The sequence below is a fragment of the Thiohalocapsa sp. genome (assembly GCF_022340605.1).
GTDB lineage: Bacteria > Pseudomonadota > Gammaproteobacteria > Chromatiales > Chromatiaceae > Thiohalocapsa.
Window position 1 is genome coordinate 1 of record NZ_JAJDNQ010000050.1, and the last position, 23,697, is coordinate 23,697.

General features: G+C 67.8%; 19 protein-coding genes. 3 read left to right on the forward strand and 16 right to left on the reverse strand.

Features of this window, described 5'->3' with window-relative positions:
* Positions 1 to 324: 324 nt before the first annotated feature.
* Both LJE69_RS06345 and LJE69_RS06350 read right to left on the reverse strand, forming a co-directional pair.
* The gene (locus LJE69_RS06345; RefSeq protein ID WP_296922813.1) at positions 325 to 1,578 is read right to left on the reverse strand and encodes a 6-phosphofructokinase; all 1,254 of its coding nucleotides are present in this window, start codon (positions 1,576 to 1,578) and stop codon (positions 325 to 327) included.
* Positions 1,579 to 1,689: 111 nt separating this feature from the next.
* Positions 1,690 to 1,896, reverse strand: a complete 207-nt coding sequence (locus LJE69_RS06350) for a hypothetical protein (protein WP_296922816.1) — start codon at positions 1,894 to 1,896, stop codon at positions 1,690 to 1,692.
* 374 nt (positions 1,897 to 2,270) lie between these two features.
* On the opposite strand from LJE69_RS06350, the gene LJE69_RS06355 reads away from it, so the two are divergent.
* Positions 2,271 to 3,023, forward strand: a complete 753-nt coding sequence (locus LJE69_RS06355; protein ID WP_296922818.1) for an ERCC4 domain-containing protein — start codon at positions 2,271 to 2,273, stop codon at positions 3,021 to 3,023.
* 240 nt (positions 3,024 to 3,263) lie between these two features.
* Here the strand turns inward: LJE69_RS06355 and LJE69_RS06360 are convergent, their stop codons facing one another.
* From LJE69_RS06360 to LJE69_RS06410, 11 genes are all read right to left on the reverse strand, one after another.
* Positions 3,264 to 3,875, reverse strand: coding sequence for a Uma2 family endonuclease (locus LJE69_RS06360; RefSeq protein WP_296922821.1), 612 nt, complete (start codon positions 3,873 to 3,875; stop codon positions 3,264 to 3,266).
* 133 nt (positions 3,876 to 4,008) lie between these two features.
* Positions 4,009 to 4,260, reverse strand: coding sequence for an SEC-C metal-binding domain-containing protein (locus tag LJE69_RS06365; protein WP_296922824.1), 252 nt, complete (start codon positions 4,258 to 4,260; stop codon positions 4,009 to 4,011).
* On the reverse strand, positions 4,148 to 5,599 hold the full coding sequence (locus tag LJE69_RS06370) for a DUF3322 and DUF2220 domain-containing protein (RefSeq protein WP_296922827.1): 1,452 nt from the start codon (positions 5,597 to 5,599) through the stop codon (positions 4,148 to 4,150). Before LJE69_RS06370 ends, LJE69_RS06365 begins: the two co-directional genes overlap by 113 nt.
* Before the next feature lie 383 nt (positions 5,600 to 5,982).
* Complete coding sequence (locus tag LJE69_RS06375) at positions 5,983 to 9,573, reverse strand: ATP-binding protein (RefSeq protein WP_296922829.1); 3,591 nt, start codon at positions 9,571 to 9,573, stop codon at positions 5,983 to 5,985.
* The gene (locus tag LJE69_RS06380; protein WP_296922831.1) at positions 9,570 to 10,283 is read right to left on the reverse strand and encodes a DUF4194 domain-containing protein; all 714 of its coding nucleotides are present in this window, start codon (positions 10,281 to 10,283) and stop codon (positions 9,570 to 9,572) included. Before LJE69_RS06380 ends, LJE69_RS06375 begins: the two co-directional genes overlap by 4 nt.
* 224 nt (positions 10,284 to 10,507) lie before the next feature.
* Positions 10,508 to 11,071, reverse strand: a complete 564-nt coding sequence (gene hybE / locus LJE69_RS06385) for a [NiFe]-hydrogenase assembly chaperone HybE (protein WP_296922834.1) — start codon at positions 11,069 to 11,071, stop codon at positions 10,508 to 10,510.
* The gene (locus LJE69_RS06390; protein WP_296922835.1) at positions 11,055 to 11,669 is read right to left on the reverse strand and encodes a molecular chaperone; all 615 of its coding nucleotides are present in this window, start codon (positions 11,667 to 11,669) and stop codon (positions 11,055 to 11,057) included. Before LJE69_RS06390 ends, hybE begins: the two co-directional genes overlap by 17 nt.
* Positions 11,670 to 11,684: 15 nt before the next feature.
* Positions 11,685 to 12,644 (reverse strand): NrfD/PsrC family molybdoenzyme membrane anchor subunit, encoded by a 960-nt coding sequence (gene nrfD, locus LJE69_RS06395; protein WP_296922838.1) that lies wholly within the window; start codon positions 12,642 to 12,644, stop codon positions 11,685 to 11,687.
* A gap of 3 nt (positions 12,645 to 12,647) precedes the next feature.
* Positions 12,648 to 13,265: a 4Fe-4S dicluster domain-containing protein gene (locus tag LJE69_RS06400; RefSeq protein WP_296922841.1), complete on the reverse strand. Its 618-nt coding sequence runs from the start codon at positions 13,263 to 13,265 to the stop codon at positions 12,648 to 12,650.
* Between the two features lie 14 nt (positions 13,266 to 13,279).
* Positions 13,280 to 16,054 (reverse strand): molybdopterin-dependent oxidoreductase, encoded by a 2,775-nt coding sequence (locus LJE69_RS06405; protein ID WP_296922843.1) that lies wholly within the window; start codon positions 16,052 to 16,054, stop codon positions 13,280 to 13,282.
* A gap of 1,069 nt (positions 16,055 to 17,123) precedes the next feature.
* Positions 17,124 to 18,623 (reverse strand): DUF3375 domain-containing protein, encoded by a 1,500-nt coding sequence (locus LJE69_RS06410; RefSeq protein WP_296922846.1) that lies wholly within the window; start codon positions 18,621 to 18,623, stop codon positions 17,124 to 17,126.
* Between the two features lie 550 nt (positions 18,624 to 19,173).
* Between LJE69_RS06410 and LJE69_RS06415 the strand changes: the two genes are divergently transcribed.
* Entirely contained in the window at positions 19,174 to 19,842 is a 669-nt protein-coding gene (locus LJE69_RS06415; protein ID WP_296922849.1) for a hypothetical protein, read from the forward strand.
* A gap of 15 nt (positions 19,843 to 19,857) precedes the next feature.
* Positions 19,858 to 21,054: an XRE family transcriptional regulator gene (locus LJE69_RS06420; protein ID WP_296922852.1), complete on the forward strand. Its 1,197-nt coding sequence runs from the start codon at positions 19,858 to 19,860 to the stop codon at positions 21,052 to 21,054.
* Between the two features lie 471 nt (positions 21,055 to 21,525).
* Here the strand turns inward: LJE69_RS06420 and LJE69_RS06425 are convergent, their stop codons facing one another.
* The 3 genes from LJE69_RS06425 to LJE69_RS06435 all read right to left on the reverse strand — a co-directional run bounded on the left by LJE69_RS06425 (position 21,526) and on the right by LJE69_RS06435 (position 23,651).
* The gene (locus LJE69_RS06425; protein WP_296923059.1) at positions 21,526 to 22,218 is read right to left on the reverse strand and encodes an RES family NAD+ phosphorylase; all 693 of its coding nucleotides are present in this window, start codon (positions 22,216 to 22,218) and stop codon (positions 21,526 to 21,528) included.
* Positions 22,219 to 22,327: 109 nt separating this feature from the next.
* Positions 22,328 to 22,696, reverse strand: a complete 369-nt coding sequence (locus tag LJE69_RS06430; RefSeq protein WP_296922855.1) for an MbcA/ParS/Xre antitoxin family protein — start codon at positions 22,694 to 22,696, stop codon at positions 22,328 to 22,330.
* A 67-nt stretch (positions 22,697 to 22,763) separates the two neighbouring features.
* The gene (locus LJE69_RS06435) at positions 22,764 to 23,651 is read right to left on the reverse strand and encodes a YkgJ family cysteine cluster protein (protein WP_296922857.1); all 888 of its coding nucleotides are present in this window, start codon (positions 23,649 to 23,651) and stop codon (positions 22,764 to 22,766) included.
* Positions 23,652 to 23,697: the final 46 nt, after the last annotated feature.

Sequence of the window (23,697 nt, forward strand, 5' to 3'; positions counted from 1 at the left end):
GCTAACGCTCCGATTCTTCGGCGGCCCGACCGCTGAGCCACAATCACCGCTCGGAGCGGATCTCGGCGTAGGATGGGCAAAGCGGAGCGTGCCCATCTTTCAGGCGATTGGCGTCAGCCCCTGGTGGGCACGTTATTGAGACTGTGAAAGTATTCGGTGCAGGTTGGGTTAGCGCAGCGTAATCCGACGATGGGCGCCCGTAAGCCCTTGATTGTCGGGTTACGCTATCGTTAACCCGACCTACGCTCCCCAAGGCGTTGTGTGCTGCCTTGCCGCGGGTCGCGGCACCAAGAGTGCCGCTCCCACAAGCCGACGCCGCCTGCGTCAGACCTCGAACGGCCCGAGCTTCTTCGGCACCGCGGCGTTTTCCAGCGTCACGTACTTGGGCAGGCCGTTCTCGTAGGGCGGGTAATCCTCGCCGGAGATCAGCGGGTACAGGTACTCGCGGCACTTGTCGGTGATGCCGTAGCCGTCCTCGCTGATGAAGTCCCGGGGCATGAACTTCTCGACGTTGGCCACCTCGGACAGCGGCGCCTCGCCGATCTCCCAGACGTAGGGGTCGGAGGACTTGCGCACCACGGTGGGCATGATGGCGTTGTGGCCCTGGAGCGCGTACTCCACCGCGGCCTTGCCCAGCGCGTAGGCCTGCTCCACGTCGGACTTGGACGCGAGGTGGCGCGCGGCGCGCTGGAGATAATCCGCCACCGCCCAGTGGAACTTGTAGCCCAGCGCCTCCTTGACCATGTTGGCCACCACTGGCGCGGCACCGCCGAGCTGCGCATGGCCGAAGGCGTCGCGGGTGCCCTGCTCGGCCAGGAAGCGCCCGTCCGGCCAGTGGCAGCCCTCGGAGACGACGACGCTGCAGTAGCCGTGCTCCTCCACCTTGGCCTTGACGGCGGCCATGAACTTGTCCTGGTCGAATTCGACCTCCGGGAACAGGGTCAGCACCGGGATGCCCTGGTCCGCCACCAGCGCGCCAGCGGCGGCGATCCAGCCGGCATGGCGGCCCATGACCTCGAGCACGAAGAGCTTGGTGGAGGTGGCGCACATGGAGCGCACGTCGAAGCTCGCCTCCAGCGTGGAGGTGGCGATGTACTTGGCCACGGAGCCGAAGCCCGGGCAGTTGTCGGTAATGGGCAGATCGTTGTCCACGGTCTTGGGCACGTGGACAGCCTGCACCGGGTAGCCCATCTTCTCCGACAGCTGGCTCACCTTGTAGCAGGTGTCGGCGGAGTCGCCGCCGCCGTTGTAGAAGAAGTAGCCGATGTCGTGGGCCTTGAACACCTCGATCAGGCGCTCGTACTCGCGCTGGTTGGCCTCCAGGCTCTTCAGCTTGTAGCGGCAGGAGCCGAAGCCGCCGGACGGCGTGTGCCGGAGCGCGGCGATGTTCTCGGCGGACTCCTGGCTGGTGTCGATGAGGTCCTCGGTGAGTGCACCGATGATGCCGTTGCGGCCGGCGTAGACGTTGGCGATCTTGTCGGTGTGCTGCCGGGCGGTCTCGATGACGCCGCAGGCAGAGGCGTTGATCACGGCCGTCACACCGCCGGACTGGGCGTAGAAGGCGTTCTTCGCGGTCATGGCTGTCCCCTCTCGTGTTATTCGTCGAAGCGGTCGTTGAGTGGAACCCGATGCCGCCCCGGAACACCCCCGGCGGATTGCCGGCAGGGGGCGGCGCGGCGCCGGGATGGATCAGTTGCTAATCCGTTGCTTGGACTGGGGCAGGTCGCTGCGGTCCTGCGCGACGTGGTCGGCCTGCGCCTGGAGCAGCGACACGGCGCACTCGGCGAGGTCGTCATACGCGTGCACGCCAGTGCCCACCTGCTTGCCGGGCTCGTATAAGCATTCGATGAGCCAGCGCTCGGTGTCGGTGCTGTCGGGAATGCTGCGCTCTGGCATGGGCGGGTGATCCGATGCGTGAGACTGCGGCGCGCAGGACTGGAACGGAGCGCCGGCGTCGGCGCCCGCAAGGTGCGGGGAGCACGTTGCAGCGCCGGCCGCGTTAGCCGCCAAGCGTACAAGAACGGCGCCGCGCGCGCACCGAAATCCATTGATGAGCCCATCGAAGGGGTCGATTCGCGTTGGGGTTTGTACCGGTGCGGCGGCGATAGAGACACTTTTCGTGTATGCTTGCCAGCGCAGTTAGATTCGACGCCGCGGGCCGGCTGGCCCGGCCGCATCCTGACCGAGCAAAGCATCGCGCAGGTGTTGCGGTAGGCCCTGCCGGCGGTGCGAGCCGGCCTGAGCCTCGCGGCCACAGGAGGACGACTGCCTTGCCCGAGCCCACCACCGAAGTCGCAGCATCCACGCCCGGAACCGCCCCGCGACCACGCGTTCGCATCGTTGTCGACGACCGCGAGCCCGCGGCCGCCGTCTCTGCCGCCCTACAACGCCATCCGCACGTCGAGCTCCGCGTGGAGCGCCTGCCCATCGGCGACTATCGCGTCGACGAGTTGCTGCTGTTCGAGCGCAAGACGCTCCCGGACCTGGCCCAGTCCATCAAGGACGGACGCCTCTTCGGCCAGGCTTTGCGGCTGCTGAACGAGCCGCTTCAGGCCGCTATCATCCTCGAGGGCCGCGGCCGCGATCTGGCCGCCAGCCATATGCGCCGCGAAGCCATCCAAGGCGCGCTGGCCATGCTGACGGTGCAGATGGGCCTGCCGCTGCTGCGCGCCGCCGACGCCGACGAAACCGCCGCCCTGATCCTGCTCGCGGCGCGCCAGCGCCGCGCCTGGGCCAGCGGTGCGCCGCCCCGCCACGGCCGCCGCCCACGCGGCAAAGAACGGCTGCAGAGCCACATCCTGCAAGGGCTGCCCGGCATTGGCGCGAGCCGCGCCCGGCACCTCATCGAACGCTTCGGCAGCGTCGAGGCCGTGATCACCGCATCCGCCGAGAAGCTCACCACGGTCGCGGGTATCGGCAAAGCCACCGCGGCGGCCATCCGCTGGGCCGTAGAGGAGCCACCCGCCGAATACCGGTCGGCGCGGCTCCGCCGCGGGTTGGCCGCGCCGGTCACAAGCAGTTGATCAACAGGATGGTGCGGTCGCCCACTGCATCGATGCGCTTGGAAGCGGTCAACTGCTCTTTACTAGGAGCATCATTCGGGCTGGTCGCTGCGCTCGTGGGAGCGGCTTCCCCGCGGCGACCGCATGCCCGTCGCGCCGAAGACGGCGCTCCCACATGGGTGCGCGAATCGATGCTCGACGGCGCCGGCGAAGCTCAAGAGATGGGCACGCTGCGCTTTGCCCATCCTACGGCGCTCGCGCTCAGCCGCCCGCGGCCTCCCCGGTCTCCAAGGTCACATCCGCGTCGGGGTCTTCTCCCCACTGGATGCCGAGGCCATCGATCACGCGCACCGGCGTCTCTCCCGTCAGCGCCTGCACGTCAGGCTTGCCGTAGGCACCGTCCACCAGCCGGTAGATGGTCAGCACCCGGTCCGTCGGGTGCACGAGCCAGTACTCCTGCACGCCGTGGCGCTCGTAGAGGTCGCGCTTCACGGTGTGGTCCTTCACCGCGGTGCGCCTGGACAGCACCTCGATGATCCAGTCCGGCGCCCCGCGGCAGCCGGCGTCGTCCAGCTTGGACGAGTCGCAGATCACCGCAACGTCCGGCTGCACAACGCTCTCCACCCGGTCGTCGGCCTCGTCCGCCCGCGGCAGGCGCACGTCGAAGGGCGCCGCGTAGACCTCGCAGGGCTTGCCGAGCAGAAAGTTGCCGATCTGGCGGGTCAGCTCCACGACCATCTGCTGGTGCGCTCGCGTAGGCGCCGGGGACATATCCCAGGCCTCGCCGTCGATGAGCTCCCAGCGCTCCTCCTCGGGCCAGCGGCGGTAGTCGCCGTAGGTGAATTGGCCGATCTTCAGGGCGGGTTGGGTCATAGGCCATGTCTCCGTGGGGGAAGCAACCGGGCAAACCCAAAAGATGGGCAGGCTTCGCTTTGCCCATCCTACGAGTGCCGCGCCGCAGGAAGATCGTAGATCGGGTTAGCGATAGCGTAACCCGACAAAGAGCTCAATTCATGCAGCACTTCTTGTACTTCCTGCCGCTGCCGCAGGGGCAAGGGTCGTTGCGGCCGACCTCTTTGTCCTTGAACACGGACACGCCCGAGCGCGCGGTTGCGGCTCGGATGTCTGCGGCTCTCGGGTCCGGATCAATCCCCTGCCGAACGGACCTGCTGCCACGCGTGGTCCCAGTCGATCCGCTCCTGCTCCAGCCGCACGCGCTCGCCCCAGCGGTCGGTGAGCAGGCTCTCGAAAACGGCATGCTCCGCGGCCGTGAGGTGCTCCAGTGGCCCGGCGGCGGGCTTGTCCTCGCGCTGCCAGAGGTCGCGGTGGCGCAGCAGGGTGTCGGCGTCCATCAGCAGCGAGCGAGCGTCGGGCAGATATTGGCGCAGGCGGTTGAGGATGGCGAAGCCGTGAGTGTCGAGGTCGCCCCAGTAGTGGACGGGGCGATCGCGCAGCCAGGGGATGGCAGCGAAGGCATCCACCGCGTAGCCGCGGGCCATACAGCAGACGGCGCCGGGGAGGTCGTCGAAGGCGAGGCCGGTTTGAAGGTTCTCGACGATGAAGACCCGGGCCGGCTGGAGCGGCAGCGCGGCAATCTGCTCGATGGGCGCGGTGATGTCCCCGAGGCCGCCGGTGGCGGCGCGGAGCGCCGGATCGAGGATGCGCAGGCGCATCAGATCGGGCTCGCGGCGCAGGCCGGCGAGGCGATGCAGGTCGGTTTCGCGCGAGGCTCCCGCCCCGGCTTGCCGCCGCTGGTGCTGGGCGAGCAGGTCCACGAGCCGGCCGCGGTTGGCGCCTACCCACTTGGTGTCGATGCCGGGAATCGGGAGCTGGCGGATGTAGAGGCCGGAGTCGGCGTGATCGATGAGCCAGCGCAGCACAGCCAGCAGGCGCTCGAAATCGGCGGGCGGTGCCTCGGCGAGCCAGCTGAAATGACGCCCGAGCTGGGGCGGCTGATCAGGCGACGCGGCTCTGTCGCGATCGTCGCAGAGCGCGGGGTCGGGGCTCGGGACGCGGAGCGTCTGCTCTTGCTCCCCCGCTGGAGCGGAGGAGCCAGGCGCATCGGGATCTGCTGCATCGTGGCGCCGTGGGGTCCGCTCCGCGGACCGTTCGGCTCGTGCTGGGGCGTCGGTGTCTGCAAGGTGCTCGTCCCGGCCCGGCGCACGGTGAACGGTCCGCGAAGCGGACCTTACAGTCCCAGCCAGCCCCGTCGCCGGCACCAAGAGCCTGCGAACGGACGCGGCGCGCTCGCACGCGAGCGCCCAACGAGCCTGCTCATGGACCCAGGCCGCGACCTGCGCGGGCCCGGCCAGCAGCAAACGCTCCGGCAGCCGCTGCCGGCCGAGGCCGGGCCATTGGCGCTCGGTCCAGATGAGCTCGCCGGGGCGCCCGGCATCGGCCGTCGCCGCGGCCCAGCGCTCGATCCAGTCGCGGACGCCGGCGAGGTCCCGCGCGGTCTCGCGCTCGGTGGGCGCGTGCAGCAGGATGGTCAGCGGCCAGCTGCCATCGCCGTCGAGCCAGCGGCGATGCTGGCCGTTCCAGCGCCGGCGCAGCAGCGCGGCGACGGCGCCGGGATCGAGGCGGCGTGAGTCGGTCATCGGGTTAGCTGACTTCAAATTGCCAATGCTGGCAGGGGCGGAGCAGCCATCGGAATCGGCGCCATCGGCCAGTCGGCCGGCTGATCGATGGTCACGCTTCGCTTTGCCCATCCTACGTCGGAGCGGCTCGTCGAGGATTCCGTGGAACACGGTTTGCCGTTTGCCGGGCGGCGTCAAATGAGAGACGAGCCGACGGACAGGTCATTCGAGCCCGCTACGGGTCCGGGGCGGCCCGGCAATCAGCCCGGCGGGCAGGCTCGGCCCCCCAACAGCGGATCGTGGTGGGGTTAGCGCAGCGTAACCCGACGATGGGCGTCGGCAAGCCGTTGGTCGTCGGGTTACGTTATTTACGCTATCGCTAACCTGACCTACACCGAATAGGTTCACGGTCTCGTCGCCGATTCAGCCTGGAATCCCCGCGTCGCAGGTGTTCTTGATTGGTCCCTTGGCGGGGCCAGAGCAGGCCCTTTGGCGACGGACCAGGTGGAGGTCAGGTCCGAGGTCGCGGCGGGCGCGGGAGGTTGTGGGTGCTGCCCTTGTCGCTGGCTCTCGGGCAACGCGAGGCGCTTGCGGGCGTGGTCGTACTCGATCTGGAGCGTCGTCGAGTGCTTGCGGTCTTCGATGGCGATGAAGCAGGCGCCGCCGATGAAGGGTTCGAGGGTCATGACGGACTTGAGCGGCGTGGCGACGATCATCTGGAAGCCGAAGCGCTCGAAGATGCGCATGGCGAGCTCGGTGAACTCGTTGTCGGCCTTGCCGAAGGCCTCGTCGAGGATGACCGGGGCGTAGAGCGGCAGGCCGCCGTCGCCCCTTCTGTCCGAGGCGCCGAGCTGGTAGCGCAGGGCGGCGGCGAGGCAGGTGGTGGCGAGCTTCTCGCGCTGGCCGCCGGACTTGCCGGCACCGGAGCGGTAGACCTCCAACTCGCGGCCGTCGGCGTCGAGCTCGCGGCCGATGAACTCGACGTGCAGGCGCACGTCGAGCACCTGCGCCCGCCAGCGCTTGTCGTCGGGCTCCTCACCGGCGAGGCGCGCGACGATGGCGGCCAGGGTCTTGAACCGGGCCTCGGCGTCGGCGGCGTCCAGCGCCGTGGTCCAGACATGCTCCAGCACCTCGCGCACCTGCTCGCGGAATACCAGCACGTCCGGTAGCTGGCGCTCGCTGACCTGGATCTGCAGATGCGTGCCAGTGTTGAACTCGGCCTCGGCGAGCCCCTCGTTGACCAGGGCCATGCGCTCGCGGATCTGGCGGCGGGCCTCGTCCACGTGGCGGCTCAGCGCGGCGAGGTTCTCGGTGCTCTGGTCCTTGAGCAGGGCGGCGAAGCGCTCCTCGAAGCGCGGCAGGCCGTCTTGCTCGATGCCGGTCAAAAGGCGCAGGTACTCGGGCGCCGAGGCCAGGGTCTCGTCCAGGTCGCCGGCGGCCATAGGCCAGCTTCGCTTGAACGCGCCGAGCTGGCGCTCGATCAGGCTCGTGAGGCGGTTGCGCTCGTTCTCCGCGGCGCTGCGCTCGGTGTGCAGCTCGCGCTCCACCTGGCGGGCGCGGGCGTCGAGATTGGCCAAGGTCAGAGGTGCCTGTGGGACCTCGAAGCGGGCAGTGAGCGCGGCCAGCGGTGCCGGCTCGACGTGCTGATCGGCCAAGTCCCGGTCCAGCTCCGCCAGTGCCAAGTTGTGGTCGTTGCGGCGACGCTCGATGTCGGCGCGCTGGCCGCGCAGCCGGCTCAGCGCCGTCTCGGCATCGCGCAGCGCGACCTTCGCGGCCTCGATCTGCCGGCCCAGCTCGGCCAGGTCGCGGTCGCCGTCGCGCAGTTGGCGCAGCTCGGTCTGGAGGCCGTCGATCAGGTCGAGCTGGCTCGCGGCGTCGAGGTCTTCCCAGCGCAGGTTCATCAGGCTCTGGCAGGACAGCGCATGCTGGCCGCCCTGGTCGCGGCGGGCGCCGAGCGCCTCGAGCTGCTGCTGGAGCCGGGTGCGCTCGGCCTGCAGCCGCGTCACCACCGCGCGGAAGTGCTCCAGCTTGTCGCGGTTGTCGAAGCCGAGCACCCAGCGGCTGCGGTCGTCGATGCGGTGGCGGTCGTCCTTCTCGTGGCGGCCGCGGTTGTGCTTGACCTGGCCGGTGATGGTGACCGCGCGCTCGGCGTCCTGGAAGGCGCGCAGGCTCGGCGCGCACTGGTAGTCGAAGCGCCGGCTCAGCTCGTCGAATAGCCAGTCGCGGTAGGGCGACGCCTTGAGGTCAAGCTTGGCCACCAGCGAAGACGGGCTGAGCCGCGCCGTGGTGCGCGGCGCATCGCGCTCGACCCGGTGATAGACCACGCGCTGACCGAGATGGGTCTCGTTGATGTAGCGGGAGACGGCAGCGTAGTGGCGCTGATCCACGATCAGCGACAGCGCGAAGTTGTGCAGCACGCGCTCGATGGCGCCGCGCCAGTCGGCCGCCTCGGGCTTCACCTGTACCAGCTCGCCGACGAAGGGCAGGGCTTCTTCCGGCAGGCCGAGGTTCTCCGCGATCTGCGTGCGCAGCGCCAGCATGCGCGCCGGGATGTTGGACGGCTGGCGCAGTAGGGCGGTGAGCTCGGCCTCGGCGTCGGTCAGCTCGGCGACGGCGGCCTTGTGCTGATCCCGAACGCCGTCGCGCTCGTGCTCCATCTGCTCCTGTTGCTGCTGCCAGCGCTCGACGACGTCGCGGGCGCGGTCGGTGAGCGCCGCCAGGGTCTCGGGCGAGTCGGGCAGGGTCCACTCCAGGTTGCGACACAGGCGCTCGGCCGCGTTGCGGTTGCCGAGCCGGCGGTCGCGCTCGCGCCCGGCGTGATCGATGTCGCGCTCCAGTTGCTCGATGCGCCCGCCGCCTTGGGCCCGGTGGCGCTCCTGGAGCCGGTCGAGCTGAGCGTAGTCCTGGTCGACGCGGGCCTGCTGCGTCGCCTCGCGGCCAGCCAGGGCGCGGTCGTCCGCTACCAGCCGGGCGAGGTCTGCCTCAAGCAGCTCGCGGCGGCGCTGCTTCAGAAAGGGGTCGATGGCGTTGAGTTGGCGGTCCAGGTCCAGCAATTGCCGCCCGGTTTCGGTGTGCGCGGCGCAGGCGTCGCGCGCCGGGGCCAGCACCTCGATCTGCTCGCGGGCGGTGACGACGGCGCGGTGGGCCTGGTCCAGCTCGCCGAACTCCTCCACCAGGCGGTCGGCGACCGCGAAGGTGCCGGGTGGGTCGAGCATGAACTCCCGAAGGAAGGTGTTCAGGTCGCCCAAGTTCTTCGCCGACTGGGTCTTGTGCAGCAGCTTCAGCGCCATCTCGGAGTCGATGCGAAGTTTAAGGCGCAGGCGCTCGCCGTAGCGGGCGTACTCGCTGAAGTGGCTGAGGTCGGGCAAGTCGCGCTTGAGGCCGCGCAGGTCCAGGTCCTCGGCGAAGCCGGCCAGCTCGCGGCGCACGTTGAAGGGCCGGTCCGCGATCATGTAGTGACGCTTCAGGTCCTGCGTCGCGTTACCGGTGCCGCGGATCCAGAACACCTGGATCAGCGTCACGACCGACCCGCTGCCGTCCGCATATTCCGCGGCCAGCGCCGACCAGGTGGTGCCGGAGCGCAGGGTGCGCGAGGCGATCTCACCGGTGTCGGCGCTGGACTGGTCGGCCCAGGCGCCGCGCACGTAGGTGACCAAGTTGCGGTCGGTGCGGGAGCGGTCGCCCTCGCGGGCGGCGGCGTTGAAGCTGGTCCAGCGCGGCGGGATCAGCAGCGCCGTGTAGGCGTCCAGCAGCGTGGACTTGCCGGAGCCGGAACGGCCGACGATCAGAAACCCGTCCGGCGCGATGGGCACCTCGTGCAGGCCGGCGAAGGTGCCCCAGTTGAACAGGCTGAGCTTGGCGAGGCGGAATTGCTCGCGGCGGTCGGAGTCGGTCCAGGCGGGGTCCTCACCGGGCGTCCAGCCGAGCATGTCGCCGGATTGGCTCGCGGCGCCGGTAGCATCCAAAGGCGTGTCGGCATGGCTCCAGTCGGTCATTGCGCATCCTCCCGGCCAGGCTCGGCGGCCATCGCCGAATAGATTGCGGTCAACTGCTCGACTTCTTCCGGGCCGAAGATCAGCTTCAGGCTCGCCGACACCTCGAAGCGGTCCGCGTTGCCCTTCAGCGCGGAGAGCAGGCTGTTTTTCTTCGCCTTCTCAATGGCGTTGTTGATGCGCTTCTCGAAGCCGGCGCGGTCGGTGTTGTCGGCGGATTCGTACAGTCGCAACTGCTCGGCCAGCTCGTCGCGGTCCACCAGTGCCGGCTGTCCGCGCAGCTCCGCCTCCACCAACACCTGGCGCAGATACAACAGCAGCACCGAGTCAATGAAAGTCAGCGGCGAGCGGCGCAGCAGGATCGGCGTCTCCAGCTCGCCGGTGTCGGCCTGGCGGCTGAAGGCGATGCCGCGGTCCGGGTCCAGGATCAGTTCCAGGAAGAGGTCGGCCAGACGCGAGCGGATAACCGTCTCGTGCTGCAACAGCACCGGCCACAGCCGCGGATGACGGCGCTGTTCCAGCGAAGGCCCGGACAGGAGCTGCACGAGCGCGCGCCGCGCCACCTCCGGCAGCAGGCCGGTGTCGCCGGGGTAGAGTCCGGCGGCGTTGGGTGCCTCGCCGGCGTCTGTCGGCGCGCCGTCAGGCGGCTCGCGAAAGACAACATCGCCACCCGCGCGCATCCGTTCCTGTGCAGTGCTCGTCGTATCCGCCATGATGCAACCTGCCTCATCTCGATTGCTCCACCATCCCCCCTGCCGGCCGGCAGCGTCAAGGGCGGCGCCGGTTTGGGAGAGACGTTGGGGAGCAGTGTGTGCCGGCCAGTGGCTCATTGCATGAGCCCGGTTCATATTCGCACCCGAGGATATGCCCGTGACGACGTTCCAGCGTCGCCACACATCTTCCGGCGCTCCAGCGCCGTGTCGGCAGGTGGGTTGCTTTAGCCGTTCCTCAGGCCGCGGAAGAGCTCGCGGCGGGAGATCTCTTTTTGCAGAGGACAGTCCCTGCGCGCCTTTTCCATGTTCTCGTCGCGGGTGCGGATGACCTGATTCCAATCCTCGAAGACCGACTCGGCATCCCGATAGGACTGCATATCGAGGCAAATGGGTTGGGTGAGATAGTGGCCCAGCCGCGGATGGTGGTTCAGATGTGCCTGCTGCGGCTGTCCGAGCAGCGCCACGCCGACCCTCGGACCGAGCACGAGGTAGTCGGCGTCCGCGCGTTCCTCGGCGCTCCAGCCGGCGGGGAGGCTCGGTACGGGCGATCGATCCGGAAACAGAAGCCGGGCCAGCATCCAGGGTGTGAGGAGCAGCAATACCCGCCAATCTTCGATGCGCCGCAGGGCGCGCGACTCGATCGGCAGGGCCAGGTTGAGCGTCGGGTCCTGGCCGAGCGGTCCGTTCAGGATCGCCTCGTGGACGGCGACGACTTCCGCCACTAGGGCCTCGTCCCTGGCCAGCTTCGGCGGGCAGAGCTGCCAGGCGGAATCAGTCTTCGCGGGCATGGGGCAGGTTCGGGGCCAGGGCCAGGCCGGCGAGCTGCTCGCCGAGCCGGCGGTAGAGCAGCAGCCGTGCGTGCTCGCGCAGGTCCTGTGCGAAGCGCGGCAGCCAATGTGCCAGGTGCTCGCGCCAGAGCTCGGCTTGCAGGGCTTCGATCAGACAGTCGTCACCGCCGTGCCCAACGCCGGCCAGACCAGCGTCGGCCAGACGAGTGTCGGCCAGAAAGGCGGCGAACTCGAGCTCGGTCCCCAGGTAATCCGCCGGCATGTCCTCGGTCTGTAGGCCGGCCTTGCGATACAGACCTCGAAGGTCCTGGGCACTGGTGCCGCCCATCTGACCCTGTCGATAGGCAGACTCGAACGGGATGCAGGGCGTCTTCGGATAGCCGTTGACGAACAGCCGGGTGTGCTCAGCCTGCCAGCGATCCAGCGGCAGCGCCGCGAGCTCGTCGACCGCCTCGGCGATCCAAAGCGCCCGCGGCACAAGCTCACGCAGCGCGTCGAGCGATTCCGCCTCCGGCATCGCGAGCAGGGCGGCGAGCAGGCGCAGCTGCGCGGCGTCCTGGCCTGCTCCCAGCCGCGTCGTGTCGCTGCCTGTGCCCATCACGCGCCTCTCGCTCTACCAGGGATAGGCGTAGACACCGGCGTACATGAAATAGTGCCGGAGCAGATAGCCGCCGCCAAGGACGAGGACGGAGGCCGTGAGAATCGGCACACGCGTCGACCAGCCCCTGGTGACACCCTTGAGCTCCAGGAGGAAGGGCACGATGAGCCCGAAGCCGATGAAGCCGATCACCCACCCGTAGTCGTTCCACAGCAGCTGCAGCGAGCGCACCGCGGACTCCGAGCCGTTCTTCAGGTACTGGTAGAGCGAGAACAACAGCACCAGCTCGCCGGCGATGAGGACCAGGTCGATGCGCTCATACAGGACGCGGATGTGCTCGTCCGCCTGGTCGTTGATCAGCGTGTACATCAGCAGCAGCAGGAAGGCCATGGCGGTCGAGAAGGCCGACACGGTGAACAGCAGCGGCACGGCCGGGTTGTGCCAGAGCGCGACAGCCGGGAACGACTGCAGCAACAGGCCGGTATAGACCGCGACACCAACCCCGTTGATGACCGCCAACCAGCCGACGGTGCGATGGAAGCGCTGGACCAGCTTGGCGATGGTGACAACGAAGGGGCGGTCGATGAGGCCCTTGATGAGCGGCACCTTGCGCGGGAACTCGGTCTCGCGCACGTAGGGCAGGGCGTAGAGCACGCCCCACACCATCATCCAGATGATGAATTGGGTGCCCCACGCGATCCAGGCGTCCGGCTTGCGGAACAGGATCAGCGGATTCAGCACCGCCAACACGGCCGGCTTGTCGAGCAGGTGCCCGAACAGCATCATCGAGCCAAGGGCCAGCAGCACGACGCCCGCACCCGCGCCCCAAATGACCAGGTGGCGATGCGGCTTCAGGTACATGTCGGTCAGGAAGGTCACCGCCAGCGTCGCGGCGCCCAGGCCGCCGAAATACAGGTAGATGGCGATCCACCAGGTCCAGATGTCCTGGGTGGCATAGGTCATGTTGACTTCCATGGCTCAGCCCCTCCACTTGATGTCGTCGATGTAATAGACATTCGGCCGGGTCCCGATGTGGGGCATCAGCGGCCGAGCCGCACCGCTCGCGACGATTTGTGCCACGGGGTCGTTCGGGTCGTCGAGATCGCCGAACATGCGCGCCGAGCCGACGCAGGTCTCGACGCAGGCCGGCTTGCGGCCCTCCTCCACGCGGTGGTCGCAGAACGAGCACTTGTCCATGCTCGCGCTGGTGCGGTGGTAGTCGGAGCCGTAGAACTCGCGGCCCTCGCGGATATCGGCGTGGGTGATCGCCACCCGAGCATGGTAGGGGCAGGCCATCGCGCAGGCACGGCAGCCCATGCAGAGGTCCTGATCGACGAAGACGATGCCGTTGGCCTTCTTCTGCGTCGCGCCGGTCGGGCAGACCGTCATGCAGGGCGGGTTGTCGCAGTGATTGCACAGCCGCGGGAAGAACCGGCGGTTGACGTCCGAGCCCAGGCCGATCTCCTTGTCATGCACATAGGTGCGCCATTTGCGTGCGTCCCAGACCGGGCTCTGGTTCTCCATTGCGCAGGCCGCCATGCAGGCATTGCAGCCGACACAGGTATTGAGGTCGATGACCATCGCGAAATGTGTCATGGTTCAATCCTCCCTCAAGCCTTGGCGACGCGAATGGTGAATTCCTGCGAGCGGAATCCGCCGACCACGGGCTCGAGCTGGTAGGGGATGAGCTTGCTGGTGGCGGTGCCGTCGCCGTGGGTGCGCGACAGTGCCTTGTTCTCGACCCCGAACGAGCTGTAGATGAAGATGACGTCCGGGTGCACCAGGCGTGTCACGTAGGCGTGGCCCGCGGCCTGCTGCCCGGACTGGGTGTTGGTCAGATGGATGGCGTCGCCCATGCCGATGCCGAGCGCGCCGGCCCGGTCGGGATGGATCCAGACCCCCTTGTAGACGTCGCTCTTGAACTCGTTGATCGCGGCCAGGACCGGGTTGTTGTTGTTGGTCGAGGCATGCGAGACGGTCGGCGTCTTGCCATAGGTGAAGTAGAACTCGTCCTTGGCCATCGGGGCGGCGATTTCCTCGGGGGAGCCCGAGCGCAGCTTGATCGGGATGTAGGTCGCGAGCACGCTGAAGTTCGGCTCCTCGTGTCCGCCGTCGCGCAGCTGGCGCATCAGCGTCGAGAAGAACTCCACGCGGCCGCTCTCGGTCGGCACCGGCATTTGCGACGGCATCGCGTACTTATCCAGCATGTGCTCGCGCTCATGCTCGTGATAGATGCCCTTGGTGCGCAGCACCTCGTCGATATGCTCCGGCGTCACGCCCAGGCGGTCGGCGGTCTGGGCGAAGGCCACCTCGCGGCACGCGGCCTGGTAGGCGCCCTTCTTCATGGTCTGGCGGTTGCGCTCCAGCGCCGCCTTGACGGGCTCGGCCTTCAGCCCGGTCAGCTTCTCGACCCACTCGTGATACGTGTCGGTGTTGCCCGAGACGATCTCGGTCATGCGCAGCAGGATGTCGTTCGTTTCCTCGGTGTCGTAGAGCGGCGGAATCGCCGCGTAGCGGGTCGTGAGCGCCAGGTCGTGGTTGACGCCGTTGCCGTAGAGGGTCGGCTCGTCGCGCTCCAGGTAGGTCGTGTTCGGCAGGATCACGTCCGCGTAGGGGGCGGTGTCCGAGGGCAGGACCTCGAGCATCACGACCAGCTCGACGTTGTCGTGCGACAGGGTCTCCTTCCAGCGCGTGTCCGGGTAGTAGTGCCGCACCGGGTTGGATGCGTTGATCAGGAAGGCGCGGGTCAGATAGGGCTCGTCGTTGAGCTTGACGCGCCCCTCGACCGATTCCTTGAGCCCGGACTCGGTCATGACCGGCAGGGCGACATTGAAGCGGCCCGCCGCCTTTTCCTGCTCGTTCCAGACCCAGGTCCAGCCGGGGTGGCCGTGCGAGAAATTCTCCGGCTTGGAGAGGGCGCCGATCACCATCTTCGCGAAGGCCATGCCGGCCAAAGTCGCCAGCGGCGAACCCATCTCGTAGCCGTGCTCCATGGCCTCGTACATGTGGGCGGCCTTGTGGTGCACCTCGCCGGAGTTCATCCAGCCGCCGGTGCGATCGAGTCCGCCGGTCAGGGCCTGGATCATCGCCTGTACGCGGCGCTGCATCATGATGCTGCCCCAGCGCGCGCCATGCCAGCCCGGATCGATGATGGCGGGGCGGGTGGTGCCGAACTCGTGGGCGATGCGCGCGATGTCCTGGCTCGGGATGCCGGTGATGTCGGCCGCCCACTCCGGCGTATACGGGGACAGCGCGCCAAGCTGGGCCTCGAAGACGGTCATCGCCGCGCGCCCGTCCAGGCTGAAGGCCTCGGGACTCAGCAGCGCCGGCGTGAAGGTGTTGCCGTCGAGGTCCTTGCCGTTGTCGTTGGTGAAGGCCTTCAGCGGTCGGACCTCGCCGGTGCCCTCCACCAGCACCTGCGGATGGCCGTCGGCGTCGGTGAGCAGCCGCAGCTCGCCGTCGTCGTCGTGATAGGCCAGGAAGGGCATGTTGGTATGGTGCCGCAGGAAGTTGGCGTCATAGAGGCCCTCGTCCATCAGGATACGCATCATCGCGAGCAGAAAGGCCAGGTCGGTGCCGGGGCGGATCGCGAACCATTCGTCGGCCTTGGCGGCGGTCTCGGAGCGGCGCGGGTCGAGCGAGACGATCTTCGCGCCTTTCTTGCGTCCCTGGGCAAAACGCACCATGCGGCAGGTGGAGACGCCGCCGATGGAGGCGTTGTTGCCCATGAACAGGATGTACTTGGCGTTGTCGAAGTCCGGCAGCACCTCGTCATGAATGTTGAAGTTGCCCGTGACCAGGTCGGTGCCGATATGGCCGGTGGTCACGCAATGCTGCATCGGCGAGGCGACGATGTTCGGGATCTCGTTGGCCATCGCGAAGGGGACGGCCCAGTTCATGTAGAAGATGCAGGAGGTCCAGCCGCCGACCATGGTCCATTCCCAGGGCTTGATCTCGGCGGCCTGGGTCTTGTCGGCGATGTATTGGTAGGCCTCCTCCCAGCTCGCGGCGCGGAACGCATATTCGCCGCGCTTGCTGCCCTCGACCCGGATCAGCGGCGTCTTCAGCCGGTCGGTGTCATAGGTCTGGCGGAGACCGGACTGCCCGCGGGCGCAGATCTTGCCGCGGTTCAGCGTCGAGTGCGGATTGCCGTCGAGCTTGACGACGCGCTTGTCGCCGTCCTTGGTGTGGCTCGTCACCTTCAGGTTGCACAGCGACGAGCAGAAGTTGCAGATGCTGTAGCTGACCTCTTCGGTCACCCCCGCGTCCGCCACGGCCTCCCTAAGGGCGTGCGAGATGGGGGAAAGGAGCGTTAGCCCGGCGGCGCCATAACCTGAGGTTTTCAGGAACGCACGGCGGGACAGGCGCGGAATACTCCAGGCCATGGCAGGACCTCCAGGGTGGTCGTGACGGTCCCGGGTCCATAGCCGCGGGACCTGTTGTCTTGCTCTTCTACTGCGGCGAGCGAAGATGCTCACGACAAGCTAAGACAAAGCCCCGGAGGCCCTCCATCAGAATATCCTGATCTCTTGATATCTATCAATCGAGTGGCATGGAGCGGGGCTGCGACGGCCGATCATTGTTGATCGGCGTTCTCGCCGAACGCTCAATCCAGACCGAAATAGGAGGGAATTGACGCCCGCTCGTGCGGCCGCCGTCTCGATGGGCCGCAGCAGAGTCCACGTCCCGTAGCCAAAAGCGCTGGACCTTTATTGATGGCAACACGGCGTGCGGCTTTCGCTGCCGCGCAAACGGCAGTGACGACACCGCGTCATTCCATTCGATTCTTGGAGCGAACGGCGGCCAACGATCAATGCGTTTTCACTCGTTGTCGTTGTCGTTGATCAACATCCAGTTTGGACACGAGCAAGCCTATGTTCAGCGACGCTTCAAGAACAACTGAAACGTCGCCGAAGTAGGGTGGATAAGCAAAGAGACCGTGAAAGTATTGCTCGCAACGCCGAAAACCAGCGGATCGTAGGTCGGGTTAGCGATAGCGTAACCAGACAATCAACGGCACACCGACGCCCATCGTCGGGTTACGCTGCGCTAACTCGACCTCCCATAACCGCTGCTCTGGGCGCGCGGATATCGTGGGAGCGCCACTGCCTTTTGTGGCGCGATGACGGCCGCGCAGCAGCCTGGCGCTTGGCAGTTGCTCGGGCGCGGGGTGCTCTGCTTCGGCGCCGGTCGCGGCACCGAGAGTGCTGCTCCCACAAGGGCTGCTCCTGTAACCGCTGCTACACCGAATGCTTTCACAGTCTCCGGAGCGTGGGAGCCAGCGCCACCGCTCTGGTCGGGGTTGTGACCGACGCCATTCCGGGCCTTAATGATAAGTCCGCCCACCGCCCTGGGAGCGCCGTTCTCGGCGCGACGGGCGCCCGGTCGCGGCGGGGACGCCGCGCCTACAGGGCGAGCGCTTGGTCGGAGTTATGATCAAGGCCCAATCCGTCATCACCCGCCCGCATCTTCGGCGACCCGATCGTCGCGGCCCGAGGAGCGGGCGCGATGCTCCGAGTGGCCGACGAAGTAGATCCGCGGAATCCGCGCCGAGCGTTCGATGCCGTCGCGCCCACGCCAGCTCACCCGGTCTGTGCCCTCGACAATGATGCCATCGCGCACGCCGAGTGCGAGGTAGCCGACGACGGTGCCGAGGCCCTGTTCGGCAGGAAACTCGCGCAGCAGCTCGGCGACCGTGAGCTGGCCTCGGTCTGCGAGCAACGTGGCGATATGCTCTTCCAGCGTGCGGAAATCGATCTCGGACTGGGCCACCAGCTCCGCGATGGTCTCTAAGCCGATGACCGATTCGGCCGCATCGGCGATGCCGGCGTTCACGGCATCCAGACTCGGGTCGTGCAGGCGCAACTGCGACACCGAGCGCAGCGACGCGCTGGACAGGATGAGGTCCCGGCCAATGGACTGCTGCGGGCGCAGCCGGTCCTTCACCGCCAGCGAGCGGCGCTGCGCGGTCTTCACCAGCGTGCTCATGCGCCGCTGCTCCCGGTACTCGCGGCTTTGCACGAACTGCTTCAGGCCGCGGGCGAACTGGTAGAGCACGTCGTGCACCTCGCCGCCGCGCTCGAGCAGCGTGCCGGTGAGGCCGGACAGGTCGCGACGCTCGCGCCGGCTGAGACGCGCGGCGAAGTCCCGGTCCAGCACCGCCTCCAGGGCCGCCTCCAACTCGCCGCTCTGCTGCGGGTCGGTGAGCAGGCGCCAGAAGGCGCGGAAGGTTTTGCCGGCGTCGCTGTCGGCGATCAGGTCCACGTCGGCGAAGACCGCGTCGAGCACGTCGCCGCGGCTGCCGTCGTTGTCGACGATGCGCTCGCGCAGCTCCCGGTTCAGGGTGCGGAAGTCGTCGCGCACGCGCCGAAAGTCGCCGGCCAGCTCGTCGCTCAGGGAAAGGATCTCGCGCAGCCGCTCCAGCGCGCGGTCGGCCGGCAGCGGCTCCAGGCGCCCGGCGCGCACCGCGGCGATGCGCTCGTCGATGCGCTCGCGCTCGCGCAATAGCCGGCGCGCGCGGACCTCCGGGTCCGGCTCCGACTCCTCGGCGAGCTGCACGAGCTGGCCGATCACCAGGCCAAGCCGGCTCTCGGTGGCCACGGTGCGCTGCGCAGAGAGATCACGGGTGAAGCGAATCGCCTGCGCCGCCGCGGCGCTGGCCTCGTATTCCTCCTCGCCCTCCGCCGACAGGCCGCGCTCCAGCCAGCCCGCCGCGAGCCAGTCCGCCAGATAGGCGCTGGCCGGCTGCGGCAGGTCGAAACCTTCGGCGCGGAAGCGCTCCAGGTCGCGCCCGATGCGCTCCACCAGCAGCGACGCCGGCAGCCGCCGCGGACCATCGAGCAGATGCGCCTGGATCAGCGCCATCACCGCCGGCGCGTTCTCCGCCGACAGCAACTTCCAGGTGGGCTGCTGGCGCAACTGGCGCAAGGCGGCGGCGTGGGTGGTGGGGTGCATTGTGGGCTGAGCGAGGACCGGTGATCAGCGGCGCGGGCGGCCTGGGGTTCAACATCCCGGCGTCCGCTGGTCGCGTCAAGTTGCGAAGCCGGGCGAGCCGGAGGATGCGCTGACCGCGAGTATCGGCCGGCGGGTAGCTCAAGGCGTGAGCCCGCACCAAACGCCGCGACAGGCAGATCGCCCTCGACTCCGCCGAGAACGCTGCCAGCTGCACGACGCTCGGCATCTGCGCGGAACGCTTGGCCCGGTGCCCGAAAGACACCACGACGGCTGCTCCAGGCCAACCGGCACCGTGGGAGCGCCACTGCATTTTGTGGCGCGATCGCGGCCGCGGCTGCCCGCCGCTTGGCGGTTACGCGTGGTGTGGTGGGCTGCCTTGGCGCCGGTCGCGGCACCAAGAGTGCCGCTCCCACAAGGGCTGCTGCACCAGCAGGCCCATGACGAGTGCTTGCCAACCGAATCCGGCATTGCGCAACTTTTCGTGGGGAATATCATTCTTCGCGAAACCTCAAATCCCAGCAGGAGAGGACGCTCGCCGGAGTGATTTCACATGTCTGATGTGCTTGAATTCGTCGCCGCCGACATCCCCCGAGAAGTGTGGCTGCAGGCGCAGGACCTGCTCACCGCGTCGTGTCCGGCGGCGGTGCGCCGAATCGGCGGCAAGCCGGTTGACAACCCGACCTACGTCCACGAGTTGGGCACGCAGCGCTTCTGGACGCGCGCCAATGCCATCGAGGCGCTCGGGAGGCTTTGTGCGGGCGAAGGGGTCGAGCTCGTTTATCTGATGGCAGGCTCCATGCCGTTGCCGCACCTGCGCATTGGGCGGTTTGTTGTCGGGCACACGCGGCTTTCGCCGTGGCGAGGCTCGGTCGAAGATAAGGACTACAAGCTCGAGCTGGCAAAGCACAACCCGCCCGATGGACGGCAAGGCTCGCTGTTCTCGGCGAGTTGCCAGCACGTGCACGACCCAATGTACGGATTGCTGTGCATCGAATACCCAGAGGCGACCGAAGATCCGTCGGTTCCGGCAAAGATCGGTTTCGGCGTGCCGACGTCCACCCTGGACGATTGGGTCATGCTGACAACGCTTGACGAGCTGCTGACCTTCCCGGCGCACGACGACATCCTGAGCGACAAGGCATACCCCGTGCTCAGGCGCGCGCAGCGCGACTCGAAAAACAATACCGGGGCTGGCCACAAGAAGCCGCAACGCGAGTAGAACGAGGCAACATCCATGAGAGCGAGCTCCCCGGGCTTCCAGCGTGTCCGGCTGGCCGAGGCAAGGACCGCGCGCAGTCTGACCCAGACGGCGCTCTCTCTGCAGCTCGGACGCGCGAAGTCGAGTGTCTCGAAGTGGGAAAGCGGGCAGCAAACCCCGAACCCCGACGTGATCGGGCCGCTCGCGGATGCCTTGAACGTGCCACGGGAGTACTTTTTCCGGCCGCCGCTGGACTTGGGCGATGCCCCGATCTTCTTCCGCTCGATGGCCAATGCCACAAAGCGCTCCAGGGCGCGTCTCGAGGTGCGGCTTGGCTGGCTGCAGACGATTTCCTGGGACCTGCAACAGTGGCTCGACCTACCGGACCTCGGGCTGCCGGACCTGGGCGTGGAGAGCTTTCGTCGGCTCAGCGACGAGGATGTCGAGCAGGCCGCACAGGCCTGCCGCCAGCACTGGGGGCTTGGCCGGGCGCCGATCCCGGACATGCTGCTGGTGCTGGAGAATGCCGGCGTGGTCAGCGCGCGGGATGAGTTCGGGACACCGTCCATCGACGGCGTCTCGCGCTGGTCGAAGATCGACGACCGGCCCTACGTGCTCACGGCGAGCGACAAGCGTACGGCGGTGCGCAGCCGCTTTGATGCCGCGCACGAGCTGGCGCACCTGCTGCTGCACCGGCGGGCGAGTCAGCAGGACATGGCAGACGGCGAGACCTTTGCGCTGATCGAAAACCAGGCGCACCGCTTCGCGGCGGCCTTCTTGCTGCCGGCGGAGGGGTTCGCCAACGAGGTGCAACACCTGTCCCTCGATGCGTTCGTGGCGCTGAAGTCGCGCTGGCGTGTCTCGGTAAAGGCGATGATCCAGCGCTGTCGGGACCTGGACCTGATGTCGGACGCCTATGCCGTACGTCTCTACAAGTATTTGAGCGCAAGGGGATGGAATGCCCGCGAGCCGCTCGACGACATCCTGGAGCCGGAGCGCCCGCGATTGCTCGAGCGCGGCCTGCGCCTGCTCATGACACGCGGGGGATGGTCGCAAGAGTCGCTGTTGTCGGAGCTGCGCCTGTATGCGAGCGACGTGGAGCCGCTGACGGGGCTGCCGGCGGGCATGCTGTCTCGCGGCGACAACGTCGCCCTACTGCCGACCCCGACCCTCAAGCGCACGGATCGCGGGGCGCGGCCGGCGCCTATCGTCCCCCTGCGCCGGAGGCAATAAGTAACGATTCAGAAGCAACGAAAATACCCTAGCGAGGCGCTGCCTCCGACCGACAACGGCATGAGGCGGCAAATGTCGCGTCGATCTCCGCGCGGCATGCAACAAGGGCCGAGCGCCAAAACGCGCCCGCAGAGGTACCGTCGACTGCTGCTCCGGCCCTTGGCCCTAAGTCCTCAGCCCTTCGCCCTTTCTGATCGGTGCTGCGGTGCATACAAAACTTGACGCGTCTGCAAAGATTTCGGCCCTTCAAGCATCGTAGGTCGGGTTAGCGATAGGCTAACCCGACAATGAATGGCTTACTCGCGCCCTGACTGGCGCCCAGCGTCGGGTTGCGCTGCGCTAACCCGACCGCCCGAATACGTTCACGGTCTCTTCGCTGATCCACCCTACTTCCGCGACGTCGCGGTTGTTTTTGAACTGTTCCTAACCGTGGTGCGTCGCGGTTGCTGGCGACGGTTGCTGGCGACGGTCTCAGGCGGCCGGCAGCGGCAGGCGCCCGTCGGCGGTGAAATCCGTGAGCGCAAACCGGTGCAAGTCCGGCGCGGCCTCCGGGGCGAAGGTCACCTGCTCGGCGCGGGTCTCGCACAACCAGGGGCTGAGGTCCAGCGGGCGGCGGCTGACCAGCGCGGCGGGGTGGAACAGGGCGACATTGAGGCCCGCATCGCGGTCGCGGGCGGAGGGATACTCGAAGACATCGATGCCGGCACCACGCAGGGCGCTGCCCAGGCGCTGGGTCGGGCCGTAGTCGATGGGATGACGCAGCATGGCGGCATGGGCGGCGCATGGTGGCTGCTGCAAGCGCGCGCCGCGGGCGCCGCGAAACCGGGCGCGGAAGATGCTGTGCTGGGTGCGTAGGCGCCCGGACGGGGGCGGCTCAGCCATGGCGGTCCAGAACACGAAGCGGTAGTAGGCGGCCTCGGCCAGCAGGGTCGGCAGCCGGCGGGCACCGTAGAAGAGGCTCGGCTCGAACCGCCGGCCAAAGCGGGAGCCGTGGCGCAGCGGCGGATAGCGAAAAGGGGTGGAGAGCAGGTAGTGCAGCCGCTCGGCGCCAGCAGGAACGGGCGGCTTGGCCTGCTCCAGCAGTTCCTCCAGGACAGCCTGCTCGGCGAGGTCGTCCACCAGCGCCAGCGTGGCGATCTGCTCTTGGCTCTCGACGATTCGCATCAGGTCGCCGGCCAGGGGCGCGATGCGCAGCGCTTGCTCGCAGGCGGCCCAAAGGTCTGCATCAGGCTGGTCGGTCATCGAGCTCGGTGCCGGCGACGAGCGTCAGCCGTCAGCCATGGCCGCGCATGGCATCGAGGTATTCGACCACCGTGACCAACCCCTGCACCGAGCGCACCTGCTCGGCCGGCACGCCGCCGGTGTCGCGGTTTGCGGTGCGCATCCAGTGGCGCATCGCCGCCGGGTCGCCGCCCACCAGTGCGTAGAGACTGCGGTAGCAGCGGATCAGCAGCAGCGCCAGCTCGCCGGCCTTGCTGGCCGGGTCGAGGCCGCGGCTGAAGGCGGCGCGGTCGCGGCCGACGATCTCGCCGAGTCGCTCCCGGGACAGGCCCAGCGCCGTGCCGGCATTGAGCAGCGCCTTGGTCAGGACGGCGCGGCTGTCTGGAACGGCCTGGGGGGCGATCTGAGCGGCGGCCAGCATGCTTGGGACTCCCTCGTCAACTGTTGCATATGCAACGTATAGAGAACGAATGCGTAATTTGCAACAGCTACCTCCGGTACTTGTCGTCCTCGGCCTTGGCGCGGCGGGCTAGCTCGAGCTCGCGGCGGGCGTCCCAGACCGCCTTGCGCCGGGCGACGCGCTTCTCCCAGGCGTCCGCGGCCTCCTGCACGGTGTGCTCGCCGAACAGGACCTGACGCAGGAAGCGGTAGGCGAAGCGCAGCAGCGCCTCGTCGGAGCGCTCGAGCTCGGCGTAGGAGTCGTCGGTGAGTTGGTAGGTGCCGCGGAAGTTGTCGCTCAGCACGAAGCGGCGGAAGCGGTCGATGTCGTAGCTGGCCATGAAGAAGAGCTGCAGGCTGGTCGCCGGCGGCTTGCCGACGGTGGGGCCGGCGGACCGCTTCTTGAGGATGAGCTGGTACCACTCGCGGTTGTGCTCGTCGAAGGCTTGCACCTGCTGCTCGGCGCGGTAGTCGTCGATGCTGCTCGCGCGGGGCTCGTCATGGCCCTTGCAGTGGGCCTCCCTGACCAGCGTGAACTGCTCCGTCGCCGCCGTCGCGCCCTTCTCGCGCAGCGCGAGGAAGGCGAGCGGATAGTAGCGGCAGACCGTGGGCCGGTCGGCGTAGACGCCGCAGCCGCTGTCGCCGTCGAGCTGCAGGCAGGTGCCGTTGTCATCGGTCTTGAGCTTGATGCCCGGCGTGCCGTCGGCGTCCATCTGGAAGGGCACGGTGTATTGGGCCAGGAACTCGGAACTGGAGAGACCGAGCCGGCGCTTGAGCCGAATCACGTCGTAGGGCGCGAGCGTGACGTCGGCCTGCTTGCAGCAGGCATTGAAGCAGGCGATCCCCTTGTGGCAGCGGAAGTTGAGCTTGGTGTCGCCATCCAGCACCTCGGGACTCACGGCGCTCTTGAAGGGGATGTCGAAGGTGGGGATGCTCATCTGGATGGGGTCTCCGAACGAGGTCTCGCGCCGCGATGAGCAGGTT

Bases quoted from the DNA above. Each gene is read 5' to 3' on its own strand.
- LJE69_RS06345 (WP_296922813.1), bottom strand. From the start codon at position 1,578: ATGACCGCGAAGAACGCCTTCTACGCCCAGTCCGGCGGTGTGACGGCC.
- LJE69_RS06350 (WP_296922816.1), bottom strand. From the start codon at position 1,896: ATGCCAGAGCGCAGCATTCCCGACAGCACCGACACCGAGCGCTGGCTC.
- LJE69_RS06360 (WP_296922821.1), bottom strand. From the start codon at position 3,875: ATGACCCAACCCGCCCTGAAGATCGGCCAATTCACCTACGGCGACTAC.
- LJE69_RS06365 (WP_296922824.1), bottom strand. From the start codon at position 4,260: ATGCCGTTTTCGAGAGCCTGCTCACCGACCGCTGGGGCGAGCGCGTGC.
- LJE69_RS06370 (WP_296922827.1), bottom strand. From the start codon at position 5,599: ATGACCGACTCACGCCGCCTCGATCCCGGCGCCGTCGCCGCGCTGCTG.
- LJE69_RS06375 (WP_296922829.1), bottom strand. From the start codon at position 9,573: ATGACCGACTGGAGCCATGCCGACACGCCTTTGGATGCTACCGGCGCC.
- LJE69_RS06380 (WP_296922831.1), bottom strand. From the start codon at position 10,283: ATGGCGGATACGACGAGCACTGCACAGGAACGGATGCGCGCGGGTGGC.
- hybE (WP_296922834.1), bottom strand. From the start codon at position 11,071: ATGCCCGCGAAGACTGATTCCGCCTGGCAGCTCTGCCCGCCGAAGCTG.
- LJE69_RS06390 (WP_296922835.1), bottom strand. From the start codon at position 11,669: ATGGGCACAGGCAGCGACACGACGCGGCTGGGAGCAGGCCAGGACGCC.
- nrfD (WP_296922838.1), bottom strand. From the start codon at position 12,644: ATGGAAGTCAACATGACCTATGCCACCCAGGACATCTGGACCTGGTGG.
- LJE69_RS06400 (WP_296922841.1), bottom strand. From the start codon at position 13,265: ATGACACATTTCGCGATGGTCATCGACCTCAATACCTGTGTCGGCTGC.
- LJE69_RS06405 (WP_296922843.1), bottom strand. From the start codon at position 16,054: ATGGCCTGGAGTATTCCGCGCCTGTCCCGCCGTGCGTTCCTGAAAACC.
- LJE69_RS06410 (WP_296922846.1), bottom strand. From the start codon at position 18,623: ATGCACCCCACCACCCACGCCGCCGCCTTGCGCCAGTTGCGCCAGCAG.
- LJE69_RS06415 (WP_296922849.1), top strand. From the start codon at position 19,174: ATGTCTGATGTGCTTGAATTCGTCGCCGCCGACATCCCCCGAGAAGTG.
- LJE69_RS06420 (WP_296922852.1), top strand. From the start codon at position 19,858: ATGAGAGCGAGCTCCCCGGGCTTCCAGCGTGTCCGGCTGGCCGAGGCA.
- LJE69_RS06425 (WP_296923059.1), bottom strand. From the start codon at position 22,218: ATGCGAATCGTCGAGAGCCAAGAGCAGATCGCCACGCTGGCGCTGGTG.
- LJE69_RS06430 (WP_296922855.1), bottom strand. From the start codon at position 22,696: ATGCTGGCCGCCGCTCAGATCGCCCCCCAGGCCGTTCCAGACAGCCGC.
- LJE69_RS06435 (WP_296922857.1), bottom strand. From the start codon at position 23,651: ATGAGCATCCCCACCTTCGACATCCCCTTCAAGAGCGCCGTGAGTCCC.